The sequence below is a fragment of the Polaribacter sp. Asnod6-C07 genome, assembly GCF_045063625.1.
Lineage (GTDB): Bacteria > Bacteroidota > Bacteroidia > Flavobacteriales > Flavobacteriaceae > Polaribacter > Polaribacter vadi_A.
In genome coordinates this window covers 1,498,321-1,512,232 of the sequence record NZ_JBEFOF010000005.1, presented here as the reverse complement: position 1 = coordinate 1,512,232, position 13,912 = coordinate 1,498,321, and the positions used below count along the sequence as shown (strand labels likewise).

Below are 13,912 nucleotides of genomic sequence, written 5' to 3'. Positions count from 1 at the left end.
GATAAAAAGCAGGCTAAAAGCTAGTCATGGTCGGAAGATTTTTCTTCCGACTTTTTTGTTTTATAAAACACAATAAATTTTTAGTCAAGAAACTAAAAACCAACTATTTAGCTTGTTTATTTGATAATATTTTCGTATCTTTTTGTCTGATAATCAGCTATTTATGTCAGTTTTTAAAGATCGTAAAATTTCAGTAAATCAATTATTGAGAGTTATACCAGAAGCTCTTTTATCCAATTTATTAGTAACTACTAAAGTAGATTATTATGCCAAAGTACTTCATGGTAAAAAGATGTTCTATCTTTTATTATATGGTATTTTAGAAAATGAAAAACTGAGTCAACGTACATTAGAGGATACATTTAATGATGTAATTTTCAAAACTCTTTTTGATTTGGACAAATCAGAAAGTATACGTAGAAGTTCTATCTCAGAACGATTATCTAAAATTGATTCCGATTACTTTGCTCAGATATACCAATGTATTTACCAACAGTTTTATGATGCTTATCCTAATAAGAATAGCTCAAAATACAACTTAGTTCATGTTGATAGCTCTATGGTTAGTGAAGCTTCTACAAGATTAGTAAAAGGTATTGACCATAAAAATGGAAAGAAGTCTGTAAAGTACAGTGTTGCTTTCGATGGTTTACTACCTTGCCATTTTAATGTTTTTACAGATAAAAAATACTCTAGCGAGGATGTTGCTTTACCTGAAGCTATTTTGGGTCACGTAAAACAAGAATCAGGTCATCAAAATATTTATGTAATTGACAGAGGTTTGCAGTATACAAGAACGATGCACTCTTTTAGTAAAGACTCCATTGGTTTTATTATTAGAGCAAGAGAAAACAGAAAACATATTGAGATAGCCTGTTTAATGAATCAAAATAAAGAGATAGATTTAGGAGAGCTAATCCTTATAAAAGATAGTAAGGTACAACTGTATACTGGAAAACCTATCAAAAATAAAAAAGGAAATATTCATTATAGAGAAGAGTTAGTAGAAACGCCTTTTCGTTTAATTGTTGCAAAAAGTAAAACAGAAGAGTCTAAAGAGTTTTGGTTTATAACTAATGATTTTGAACTAACGGCTAAAGAAGTTGCACAAGCCTATAGAAGAAGATGGGATATTGAGGTATTCTTCCGTTTTATTAAACAAGAGCTTAATGTTAGTCACCTTGTATCGTTAAACAAAAATGAAATAGAAGTAATGCTTTACATGACATTGATTGTGGCTATGCTAATTTTAATATATAAAAAAACTAACAAAATAGGTTATAAAACCGCTAAAAGAAGATTTAAAATGGAACTCAGAAATTTAGCTATTGCTATGATAGTTCTAAAATGTGAAGGAAATTTAGACCATTTTGAAACCTAAAAAAAATGGTCGGAATTTCTTCCGACCATGTCTAAGCATTTGCTCGGTTTTTTTTTATGGATGTAAATCTCTACTTTAGATTATTTTTATGCTTTAAAAGCATTGAAATCATCAATTTAGTAGGGTTATATAGGTAAATAAACAACTCTAATATGATTTATAAGAAAAAGTAAATGTTACAACCTAGAATTTTTAATCAACATAAATTAAAACACGAATAATAGTCTAATTATAAAACCAAGAAAGCAGGCTTAAAGCCTGCTTTCTAATAATATGTTCTTTTAAAATCTTAATCGATTATAAACTAGCGTTAATCCAAGTCCAAGCAGAAATATCAACAGCTGTAGAAGTTTTACCTGAGTTTAAAGTATATTTAGTTGTTTCTCCACTAACTAAAGTTGCATCAGCAGCAACACCATCAATTATTACGTTAGATAAAGAACCTTCATCTTTCATATCTAAATCAAAATCGTACCCAATTAAGTTTAAACCTGTAATTGTACCACCAGAAGTTTTCTTAAACTGTAAAGCTGTACCACCTACTGTAGAAATAGCAGTAATATTTGTAAACGTAGGGTTTGCATTGTCTTTATCACCTTCAAAAACTGTAGAAAAACCAGGTACTGTATTTGTAATGTAAGCATTTGTAACAGAACCATTCCATTCTTCTGTCCAGTCTATAGAATCATCATCATTATCTTTTAAGTATAAATAGCTAGCTGCTGCTGTACCTCCAAAAAACTCTACACCATCATCTGCACCATTTATTACAGCAATGTATTCTAATTCAGTATTATTACCAACACCATATAAAGAAACACCATTGTATTGAGATTCTGAATTAATTTGTGCACCTGTACCTTTAATTACTAAATATTTTACGTGACCTGAATCATCATCTTCTGTAGTACCTCCATAAATGAAACCTCCAACTTCTGCAACTGCATCTACACCTGCTGATGTTGGTGCATCACCACAAATTGTTAAACCTCCCCAATCTCCAGGGTTAGCATCTGCAGAAGAAATTACAACTGGGTTAGCTGCTGTACCATCTATCTCTATTTGACCGCCTTTTAAAACAGCAATATAAACTCCTGTACCACCATCTCTAGCAGTAATTTTTGTACCTGCAGGAATCACTAATTTTGCACCACTAGGAACAATATAAGCTGAATTTAACATATAAGAAACTGAAGCATCTAAAGTAACTGTACCAGAAATTGTACCTTGTAATACTGAACTTTCAAAAGATAAATCTGAATCTACCCAAGGAAAATCTGTTTTAGAAACAACTGGTGCTACATTTGCCCCATTTATAGTATAAAAATATTCATCTATTGTCTCTGTAGCTGTAGGATCTGTTAAAGCAACAGCTTCTAAACCTGCTTCTAAAACAACATTACTAGTTGCTCCTCCATTTTTCATATCTAAATCTATATCATAACCAGACAAAGATAAACCAGTAATTGTACCTCCAGATTGTAATTTAAACTGTAAAGCTGTACCACCTACAGTAGAAACAGCTGTAATATTATTAAATTTTGGGTTTCCATTAACCTTATCTCCTTCAAAAACTGTAGAGAAACCTGCAATTGTATGAGAGATGTATGCATTTGTAACTGTACCATTCCATCCTTCTGTCCAATCTATAGAATCATCATCATTATTTTCTAAATATAAATTAGAAACAGATACTGTACCTCCAAAAAATTCTACACCATCATCTTTACCATTAATTACTGCTACATTATTTACAACTGTACCAGAACCAACTGCGTAAAAAGAAATACCATTATACTGAGATTCTGTAGTAATCTGAGCACCTGTACCAACAATCTGTAAATAGTTAATGTTACCAGAACTATCGTTATCTGTAGTACCTCCATAAACAAAGTCTCCAACTTCTGCAACTGCATCTACACCTGCTGATGTAGTAGCATTACCACAAAGTGTTAAACCACCCCAATCTCCAGGGTTTCCGCTAGCAGAAGACATTATTACTGGATTAGAAGTATTACCATTAATATAAATTTGAGCTCCTCTTAAAATTGCAATATAAACTTCTGAACCACCTGCATCAGCAATAATTCTTGTACCTGCTGGTATTGTTAAACTAGCTCCTTCTGCAACTGTAAATTGCCCTGTTAAACTATACTGTGTAGAAGAGTCTAAAGTTGCACTCTCTGTTAATGCTCCATTTAAGATTCCGTTTTGTAAGTTCTCAATTACATCACTCACTGGTGGAACAACTGCAATTGGGTCATCACTTCCACAACTTGATATAGAAGTAACAATAGTAATAATTGCCAATACTTTTACAACTAAATTTTTCATTTTTTTTGAATTATATTTTTTTATTTATTTCCACAAAGAAACTTCAGATTTATTTGATTTTTATTAACTAACTATTAACAATAAGTTACGAAAACTCATAAAAAACCTTGATTTGTTACGAAAATGTTAACTAGAATTTATACGTAAAATTAAAACTTAATTGACTTCCTCTTTTATAAGACTGAACCACCTCATTGGTTACTCCATTTATTTCACCAGAACCTGAATTATCAAAATCTGTAACTTTTTGAGTCTGTTGTATATCTGGGTTTAATAAGTTTCTGCCTACAATTTTAATTATTAAGTTTTCTGTAATTTCTTTGCTTAAAACTAAGTCTAAAGACACAAAACCTTTTTCTATAATTTCATCATTAAATAAAGTTGCACTATTTACCAAATCTTCTGGAGAACCTAATGCAAATATTTTATCTGATGCATAGTTACCAGATACAGTTGCAGTAAACTCTTTTTCTGTTCTACTATTAAAACTAAGAGATGCATTTGTAATAAAATCAGAAGCTCCTTGTAAACCTGACTCTTCTACATTTGAATATTGAAAGTTTGTGTATAAATCTTGATTAAACCACATTTTAGTAATATTGAAATTAGCACTCAATAAACTTTTTTCATCATCATTTTCTATGATATTTAATCTACTTTCTATTTCAATTCCAAAAACAGTTGCTCTCTCTCCTGTATTATTAAACTCAAAGTTACCAGAAGAACCTCTTGTTAAAGCTAAATTTATTGGGTCTTTAATGTTTTTGTAAAATACTGTTCCAGAAACTAACTCATCTCTACTTGGAAAAAACTCCCATTTAGCATCTATATTTATCACTTTAGATCTTTCTAAATCTGGATTACCTTGAATTACACGTCCTGTAGGCTCTTCATATTGAAAAGGAGCAAATTCTTTAAACTCTGGAAGTGTTTGCGTTAAACTAGATGCAAAACGAACAGAATTTTTTTCGTTTAATTGGTATTTAAGATTTAAACTAGGATAAATAGAATTGTATTCTCTGCTTAAAGAACCAACTCTTGCTTGTCCATCTGGGCCTTGATAATTTTTTACATTCCAAGCAATATTAACTTCGTTTCTTTCGAATCTTAATCCGAAATTTCCAGAAAACTTATTGTTTAAACCAAAATTTAAATTGGTAAACGCAGCCATATTTGTCATATCTGCTGAGTATGCATCTGGTAATTGCTCTATTACTCTTAACATTGGGTTAGCTGCTTCATTGTAGTTAGAAAGATCTGTAAAAGTATTTGATATATTATCTACTGTTTCAACTAAAAACCCTGAGTTAGGAAAACCTGGTGTATAACCTGGTGTAGAAACACCTACAAACTGAGAACTAAAAGCTCTTTCTTTATTTCTAAAGTTTAAACCAAAATTTAATTTCATTGGTTTATCATCATACTCACTTTCTGTTTTTCCAAAAGAATATTCATCAACTATGTAAGCATTAAACTCATTGTCCTCAATTCTTTGTGTAGATTTTCTTTGAGAAAAATCTGATACATCTGCATAAGTTACTTCGCTATCACTAAAAATAATACCTTCGTTTCTAATACGATTTGGCTCTTCTGCTAAAATAAAATTATAGCCACCTGCCCATGTTAATTTATTGTTTTCAGAAAGTTTATGTTCACCTGTTAATTGATTTACAAACATAATTGTTTGTTTGTAGTTTTGATCTCTAACAAAAGCTCCTCTCTCTTGTGGTTGTTGGTCAAAAACATAACCTAAACCATTTCTTCCTTGTTCGTATAAATTATCTTTACCAGTATTTACAAATAAAGTATTGTAACCAATCTTATGGTTATCGTTTAACTTTAAATCTCCTCTAATATAACCTGTTGTATTTATTTTTGTAATATATTGTTCTACTGATGGAGAATCATTTAACGCTGTTTCAGGGTCATAGGATAAATTAGGAAATGCGTTATCTAAAATATTAGCACGATATGTTCTAAATTCTCCTTCTTGGTACTCAAAAGATTTACTGTGAGATGCTGTAGCAAATATCCCTAATTCTTTACCAAAAATATCAAACTTATAAGACGCATTAAAAGACAATCCATAATTAGTTGAATTATCTGATGTAATAGGATCCCAACCTTGATACTTAATAGCATCATTAAGTAAAAAAGGTTTTTTATAATATCCGAAAGTAACATCATTCATATTTAATGTACTTCTAAAATCTGAATTTAACCCAATAACTGCTGTATTAAAACCTCCATTTACACTAACTGAAAAACCTTTTCTTGTGTATTTTTTTGAAGTGATATCTACTGTTCCTGATGCTTGATCAGAATATCCGCTTGTATTATAAGTTTTAGATATACCTATATTATTAATTATATTGGTAGAGAAAAGACCTAAATCTATGTTTTTATTTGCTACATCATCAGAGGGAATTGGCAAACCATTCATTGTAGTAGATAAATACCTATCTCCTAAACCTCTAATATAAATATCTCCAGAACCTTCACTTTTTGTTACTCCAGATATTTTAGTAGTTGCAGCTGCAGCATCAGAAACCCCAATTTTAGATAATCTTTCTGCTCCAATACTCTCTACAATTACAGTAGCATTTTTTTGCTTTAATAACAGGGCTGACTCTTTTTCTTTAGTTGTTGTAGTTTTTATTACAACATCATCTAAAGCTACACCTTCTTCTGCAGACATTAATTGGTTTATTGTAACTGTACCACCTGCTTTTATAGTAAATGATTTTTCGATTGTTTTGTAACCTAAAAAACTAAATTGTACTATATGTGTACCTGCAGGAACTTGAATGGTGTAATTACCATCAAAATCTGTTGTAGCACCAATATCAGTACCTTTAATGAGTACATTTGCAAATGGCAAAGGCTCATTATTAGACTCTTTATCTGTTAATAAACCTGTTAATTTACCTTTATCTTGAGCTACTATAAATTGACTCAATGCTAACAAGGTAATTAGTAAAAATTTTTTCATTTTGTGTGTTTAATTTGCTAATGCAAAAATCCACTCCTTTTGTAAACTCAGTGTTAGTATTAAATTATGCTTGAGTTAAAAACTGGTTAATTAATTGTTAATTATGTTAAATTAAAAAACAAGAATTTATAAGTACCTAATGGCAAAAATTATCAGTGTATACACATAAAATAGATTACTTTAGTTGCAAAAAATGAATGAGAATTTCATAACATTTAGATAACATTACCAAAATGTAGTGTAATTAACTTTGCTTTCTTAAATTTATAATATAAAATGGAAGATCCTTATATTTTAATGTTAATAGCTTTAGCTGTTTTAGCTATTGTTGATTTAGTTGTTGGTGTTAGTAACGACGCAGTAAATTTTTTAAATTCTGCAATTGGTTCTAAAGCAATATCTATTAGAAACATTATGATTATTGCTAGTGTGGGTGTTTTTTTTGGTGCAGTTTCCTCTAGTGGAATGATGGAGGTTGCTCGTAAAGGAATATTTAACCCTAACATGTTTGTGTTTCAAGATGTAATGTACATCTTTATGGCTGTTATGATTACTGACATCTTATTGTTAGATGTTTTTAACTCATTAGGTATGCCAACATCTACCACAGTTTCTATTGTTTTTGAGCTTTTAGGCTCTGCTGTTGTTATTGCAATGGTTAAAATTTCACAAAATGATGCAGAAAGTGTTTCTGCCATTTGGAACTATATAAATTACAATACAGCTACAGATATTATTTTAGGAATTTTACTTTCTGTTATTGTTGCTTTTACAGTTGGTGCCATTGTACAATACTTTTCTAGAATTATTTATTCTTTTAATTTTGAAAGTAGACCTACTTACATAAACTCTCTATTTGGTGGTTTTGCAATTACTGCAATTACTTATTTTATAATTATTAAAGGTTTAAAAGGAACACAGTTTTACGATAGTTTAAAAGAATATTTAGAAGGGAACACACTACAAATTGTTGCTGCAAGTTTTGTAATTTGGTCTGCTATATCTTATTTAATTATAAAAATATTTAAGCAAAATATTTTAGTTATTATTATTGGTGTTGGTACATTTTCTTTAGCTATGGCTTTTGCTGGTAATGATTTAGTTAATTTTATTGGAGTGCCAATTGCAGCTTTAAACTCTTATGAAGCTTGGAATATTTCTGGTGTAAGCCCAGAAGTTTTCTCTATGGGTAGTTTGGCTAAAAAAGTACCTTCTAACATTTGGCTTTTACTTTTAGCTGGTGGAATAATGGTGGTTACTTTATGGACATCTTCTAAAGCAAAATCAGTTATAGAAACTGGTATTAATTTATCTAGACAAGGAGAAGGTCATGAAAAATTTCAACCAAACAATTTATCTAGAGTTGTGGTACGTTTTGCAATGGTTTTAAATACAGGTATAAATTATTTATTTCCACAAAAAACGCAAGATTTTATTAATGCTAAGTTTGAAAAACCAGTTATAAAACTACCAAAAGATAAAACTTTTGAAATGCCAGCTTTTGATTTAGTTCGTGCTTCTGTAAACCTTATTATGGCTAGTGTTTTAATATCTATAGCAACATCTATGAAATTACCATTGTCTACCACCTACGTAACTTTTATGGTTGCAATGGGTACTTCTTTAGCAGATAGAGCTTGGGGACGTGAAAGTGCTGTATATAGAGTTGCTGGAGTTTTAAATGTTATTGGTGGTTGGTTTTTAACAGCTCTAATTGCCTTTATTGCTGCTGGTATTGTAGCATATTTTATTAATTTACATATTGCGTTTATTCCTGTTTTATTGCTTTTAGTTGCTTTTTTAATCACTAAAAACTCTATGGCACATAGAAAAAGAGCAAAAGAAGTAAAAAGAAAAAACCATATAGAAAGATCTGAATTAATTACTATTAATGGTGTTATAGAAGAAAGTTCTGATCATATTTCTGGTGTTGCAGACAGAATAAATAAATTGTACACAAATGTTGTAGATGATTTAGCTAATCACGATTTAAATAAACTTCGTAAAACAGATAAACACGTAGAAAAATTAAATGAAGAAATAGATGAACTAAAAGACAACGTTTTTTATTTTATTAAATCTTTAGATGAAACTTCTGTGCAAGCAAGTAGATTTTATATATCTGTTTTAGGCTATTTACAAGATGCTGCTCAGTCTATTAGTTATATTTCTAGAGCAAGTTTTAAACACGTAAATAACAATCATAAAAACTTAAAAAAGGGTCAATTAAAAGATTTAAAAGGTATTAACAACCAACTTACAGAAATTTTAGACAATGTAAGCGACGTTTTTAAATCTAGAGAATTTGATAGTTTAAATCCTATTTTAATAGAAAAACGTGAGTTGCTAAAGAACGTTTCATTATCTGTAGAAAAACAAGTTAGTAGAATTAGAACAGATGAAACTAGCCCTAAAAACTCTACACTTTACTTTAGTATTCTTCTAGAAACCAAAGATTTAATGAAAGCTTTAATGAATTTATTAGAAATTTACGAGGAGTTTTATTTGAGTACTAAATAAAAGTTTATCATTATTTAAAAATGATTAAAACCAGAATCCTAAATTAAACAACCAATAGCGATCTCTATGATCTGGAGACCAACTGTACTTTAATTCTATAGGACCTATTAGGCTATCAAAACTATAACCTAATGCATAACCAGATTTAATGTCTTTAAAAATATCTATATCTTTAAAGACATTATTATCTAAACGTGCATAATTAGCAATAAAACTTGCATAATGCTTATCTAAAAAAGCATATCTTAAATGGAACTCTGTTTTTAAGAACGAAACATCTGAAAGCTCACCAAAATCATAACCATAAAAAGGCACAAACGTGTTAATAAAGTTTTGGTTATAACCACCTAAATAAAATTCAAAAATACCAGTTTCATTAGTATTAAAAGTAAAACCAGCTTCATTAGTATTTTGAAAAGTTATTTTATCTGATAAAGGTGTTGCAAAACCTAAAGTACCTTGTGCTTGTGCAAAACTTTTAAAATTGTTATTAAAATCGGTTGAGTTTAAATACCATTTTAAATTTAAATCAGCAAAATATCCTTTTGTTACAAAATACTTTTTATCGTAAGTATCTAACTTTAAATAAGCAAAAGCGTTGTAATATTCGCTATTATCAATATTAGTTTCATTGTTATTATTAGTTATAGTTTCTGTACTAGCTTTTAAATATTTATGCTCAACACCTAGTCCTAAAGCAAATTTTCTATCGAAAGTTGTTTGTAAGTATAGCTGATTTGTAATATCTGTGTATTTAATATTTACACTGCTAATATTAGGAAATTGAGAAATAATAGGGCCGTATTTAGAATTTGCCCTAAAGTGATTATATCTAGATTTAAAACCCACACTCAAATAAAACCCATTATCTACAAAATAGTTTAAATCATATCTTAAATTATCGCCTAAAACTAAATCTAAAGAAAGTAAATCATTACTAAAAAAAGCGTGCTTGTGACTGTAATTTACTAAAACTCCAGATTTGTATAAATCATCATAATGTGCCCCTAAACTTAAAGTAGCATTCTCTATAGATTCTTTTATAATAAAGTTTAAATGATAAGAATTATCTCTCTGTTTTATTAAAGCATAATCTATTCTATCATAGTTTTTAGTGGCAGATAATAGACCTATTCTTTTGGTAATTTCTTGCCTAGAAATACTATCTCCTTCTCTAATATCTAACTTACCTAAAACATAGGCAATTGTATAGTTTTCTGATCTTTTTACATCAATCTTAGAAATATATTTTTTTTGAGTATCTATCTTTAAAAATGTTCTCTTTTTATTATTGATCTGTTTTGCTGCTAATTCTTTAAAAACTTCTCTAAACTTTTTAGCTTCAATTTCTCCTTTTTCAATAATTTCATCCTTTTTATCAAAATCTACAACAGTATAATTAAATATTTCTGGATGCAAATAGACATCTAACTTTTCTTTTTCTTCTTTACTTTGATCGTACATTTGATAACTAACAATCTGATTTAAAATAGCAATTGCAGAAGTTAACTTATCTCTATCAATTAACTTACCCTCTACGTCTACACCAATAACAATATCTATTCCTTTTGATTTCATAAAAGTTACAGGAAAATTATTTGCTATACCTCCATCAACTAATAATTTATCGTTTAAAACAACTGGATTTAATAAGGTTGGGAAAGAGCCACTTGCTCTTAAAGCTGCTGGTAATGAACCGCTTTCTATCATAACTCCCTTACCTGTTTCTACATCTGTAGCAATACAAAAAAATGGAATTGTTAATCTGGAGAAATCTTCTATTTCTTCTGATGAGCCAATAAGCTCGTACAATAAATTTAATACATTTTGCCCTTTAGAAATACCTTTAGGTAAACCCAATTTACCTTTAGAAACAGGTAAAGTTAACTTGGTTTTTTCGGCATTTTCTTTATCAAAAAAAGGAGAAGAACTTCGTGGTAATTTATCTCTTAATAAAGACATAAAATCGGTATTTTTTACAATTTTTTCTATTTCAATACCAGAATAACCTAAAGCATACAAACCACCTACAATAGCTCCCATACTTGTACCACCAATATAATCTAACTGTATACCTGCTGCATCTATTTCTTTTAAAACACCTATATGCGCAAAACCTTTAGCCCCACCACCACTTAAAACTAAACCAATTTTTGGCTGCTTTTGTTGCCCAAAAACAAACAAAGGAAACATTAAAATTAGAAGAAAAACTTTACTTTTCATTTTTTATTTGTTTATGAAAATATTGATGCACTTTTACAGCTCTTGCATTACCAATTGCTTCTTTTAAATCTGTCAAAGAAGCTTCTTTAACTCGTTTTGCCGACTTAAATTTACGTAATAAAGTTGTAATTGTTTGTTTACCAACATCAGGAATTTGCTCTAACTCACTTTGTATGGCACTTTTACTACGCTTGTTTCTGTGAAATGTAATACCAAATCTATGTGCTTCGTTTCTTAAATATTGTGTAATCTTTAAAGTTTCTGACTTTTTATCTAAATACAAAGGTATAGGATCATCTGGATAATAGATTTCTTCTAAACGTTTTGCAATACCAATTATTGCAATTTTACCTCGTAAACCTAAAACATCTAAACTTTTTAATGCTGATGATAATTGCCCTTTACCACCATCAATAATTATTAATTGAGGCAAAGATTGGCCTTCAGAAAGTAAGCGTTTGTATCTTCTATACACTACTTCTTCCATAGACGCAAAATCATCTGGACCTTCTACAGTTTTAATGTTATAATGTCTGTAATCTTTTTTACTTGGCTTACCATCTTTAAAAACAACACAAGCTGCAACTGGGTTTGTACCTTGAATGTTAGAGTTATCAAAACACTCTATATGCCTTGGTTCTTCTTTTAAACGCAAATCTTTTTTCATTTGCGCCATAATTCGTTTTACATGCCTGTCTGGATCAACAATTTTTATTTGCTTAAACTGCTCTTGTCTGTAATACTTTGCATTTCTTTCAGAGAGTTCTACAATTCGTTTTTTATCACCTAATTTAGGAATGGTTACTTTTATATTCTCGCCAATATCAACTTTAAAAGGCACATAAATTTCTGGCGATTGCGAATCGAAACGTTGCCTAATTTCTACTATAAAAAGTTCTAGTAATTCTTTGTCTGTTTCATCTAACTTTTTCTTTATTTCTGTAGTGTGTGATTGAATAATAGATCCGTTAGAAATTTTTAAGAAATTTGCATAACCATGTGTTTCATCAGAAATAATAGTAAACACGTCTACATTATTAATAGACGGATTTATAATGGTAGATTTTGCTTGATAATTACCTAATAAATCTAATTTTTCTTTAATTTTTTGCGCTTCTTCAAACTCCATTTTTGCTGCAAAATCCATCATCATTTTATTAAATTTCTCTAAACTTTCTTTAAAGTTTCCTTTAATAATATTTCTAATTTCTTTGATAGATTCGTTGTAATGTGCTTCAGTTTCTAAAGCTTCACAAGGCCCTTTACAGTTTTTTAAATGATATTCTAAACAGACTTTATATTTGCCTTCGCTAATATTTTGCGGACTTAAATCGTAATTGCAGGTTCTTAATTGGTAGAGTTCTTTAATTAAATCTAACAAAACCCTTACTGTTCTTACAGAAGTATAAGGTCCAAAATATTCTGAGCCATCTTTAATAACTCTTCTTGTCATAAAAATTCTCGGAAAACGTTCTTTTTTAATACACAACCAAGGATAACTTTTATCGTCTTTTAAAAGCACATTGTAACGTGGTTTGTATTTTTTAATAAGGTTATTTTCTAATAATAACGCGTCTGTTTCTGTATTTACAACAATGTGTTTTATACGAACTATTTTTTTTACTAAAACACGAGTTTTACCATTTTCATGTGTTTTTGTAAAATAAGAAGCAACTCTTTTTTTTAAGTTTTTAGCTTTACCAACATATATAATTACATCCTCTTTATCAAAATATTGATAAACTCCTGGTGAATTTGGTAAGGTTTTTATTTGAAGTTCTAAAGAAGTTGGCATTCTCAAAAATATTTTTTTTGTATGATTTTAGTTAATCTAATTGCTTGTCTAATTCCGATAAAAAATCAGATTTTGTATTATCTACAACTTGCCAACCATATATGGCTGATAACTGATAAATCTTAGAAATTTCTTCGAAAAAACGTGTTTTTGCTTCTTTTTTTAAGTCAGTTAAACCAATGGTTTCTTTAATTTTAAAGATACTTTTTTCGTTAATTTTATTCAACTCTTCTTTAGAAAATGTGTTAAACTGACTTTGTTTTAAATCGAAATATTTTACATCTGGTGCAATAGAAATAACTTCTTTGGGTATTTTATTAATGATGATTTTTTTACCTACAGAATCGATTTGTATTTCTAATTTAGATAAATCATACCCAACCTCAACATTAGCGTTTACGGTAACAATTGCTTCTTTATCAAAAGAAACATAATCATAAAAATATTTTTTTGAATCTTTAAAATTGTAGACTTCAGAGAAACTAGCACTTGAAACAACCAGTTTACTCATGTTTTTAATGGAGTTCAAAACAACTTTTATTTCTTCTTTTTGCTGATGTTTATTGTCTTTTTGATACCAAAATTTGGCAATAAAAAAACCAATAAAAAAAATGAGAATATATCTTGAAATCTTCATACTTATGCAAGTTAGAAATTTAACTCTAAA

General features: G+C 29.2%; 7 protein-coding genes. 2 read left to right on the top strand and 5 right to left on the bottom strand.

Annotated features, from left to right (window positions below; translation table 11 throughout):
• Nucleotides 1–163: 163 nt before the first annotated feature.
• On the top strand, nt 164–1,381 hold the full coding sequence (locus ACJJVK_RS06370; RefSeq protein WP_405564296.1) for an IS4 family transposase: 1,218 nt from the start codon (nt 164–166) through the stop codon (nt 1,379–1,381).
• 297 nt (nt 1,382–1,678) lie between these two features.
• Here ACJJVK_RS06370 and ACJJVK_RS06365 read toward each other — a convergent pair whose 3' ends face one another.
• Complete coding sequence (locus tag ACJJVK_RS06365; protein WP_405564294.1) at nt 1,679–3,715, bottom strand: hypothetical protein; 2,037 nt, start codon at nt 3,713–3,715, stop codon at nt 1,679–1,681.
• A gap of 130 nt (nt 3,716–3,845) precedes the next feature.
• Nucleotides 3,846–6,707, bottom strand: a complete 2,862-nt coding sequence (locus tag ACJJVK_RS06360) for a carboxypeptidase-like regulatory domain-containing protein (protein WP_405564291.1) — start codon at nt 6,705–6,707, stop codon at nt 3,846–3,848.
• Nucleotides 6,708–6,983: 276 nt separating this feature from the next.
• On the opposite strand from ACJJVK_RS06360, the gene ACJJVK_RS06355 reads away from it, so the two are divergent.
• On the top strand, nt 6,984–9,227 hold the full coding sequence (locus tag ACJJVK_RS06355; RefSeq protein ID WP_405564289.1) for an anion permease: 2,244 nt from the start codon (nt 6,984–6,986) through the stop codon (nt 9,225–9,227).
• 24 nt (nt 9,228–9,251) lie between these two features.
• Here the strand turns inward: ACJJVK_RS06355 and ACJJVK_RS06350 are convergent, their stop codons facing one another.
• From ACJJVK_RS06350 to ACJJVK_RS06340, 3 genes are read right to left on the bottom strand one after another with little or no spacing between them, the layout of a single operon-like run.
• Nucleotides 9,252–11,450 (bottom strand): patatin-like phospholipase family protein, encoded by a 2,199-nt coding sequence (locus ACJJVK_RS06350; protein ID WP_405564286.1) that lies wholly within the window; start codon nt 11,448–11,450, stop codon nt 9,252–9,254.
• Nucleotides 11,440–13,245, bottom strand: coding sequence for an excinuclease ABC subunit UvrC (uvrC, locus tag ACJJVK_RS06345; RefSeq protein ID WP_405564284.1), 1,806 nt, complete (start codon nt 13,243–13,245; stop codon nt 11,440–11,442). The genes ACJJVK_RS06350 and uvrC overlap by 11 nt, the downstream gene beginning before the upstream one ends.
• 31 nt (nt 13,246–13,276) lie before the next feature.
• Entirely contained in the window at nt 13,277–13,882 is a 606-nt protein-coding gene (locus ACJJVK_RS06340) for a DUF4230 domain-containing protein (RefSeq protein WP_405564283.1), read from the bottom strand.
• Nucleotides 13,883–13,912 lie beyond the last annotated feature (30 nt).

Coding starts and splice junctions, on each gene's coding strand:
- ACJJVK_RS06355 (WP_405564289.1), top strand. CDS start 6,984: ATGGAAGATCCTTATATTTTAATGTTAATAGCTTTAGCTGTTTTAGCT.
- uvrC (WP_405564284.1), bottom strand. CDS start 13,245: ATGCCAACTTCTTTAGAACTTCAAATAAAAACCTTACCAAATTCACCA.
- ACJJVK_RS06370 (WP_405564296.1), top strand. CDS start 164: ATGTCAGTTTTTAAAGATCGTAAAATTTCAGTAAATCAATTATTGAGA.
- ACJJVK_RS06340 (WP_405564283.1), bottom strand. CDS start 13,882: ATGAAGATTTCAAGATATATTCTCATTTTTTTTATTGGTTTTTTTATT.
- ACJJVK_RS06350 (WP_405564286.1), bottom strand. CDS start 11,450: ATGAAAAGTAAAGTTTTTCTTCTAATTTTAATGTTTCCTTTGTTTGTT.
- ACJJVK_RS06360 (WP_405564291.1), bottom strand. CDS start 6,707: ATGAAAAAATTTTTACTAATTACCTTGTTAGCATTGAGTCAATTTATA.
- ACJJVK_RS06365 (WP_405564294.1), bottom strand. CDS start 3,715: ATGAAAAATTTAGTTGTAAAAGTATTGGCAATTATTACTATTGTTACT.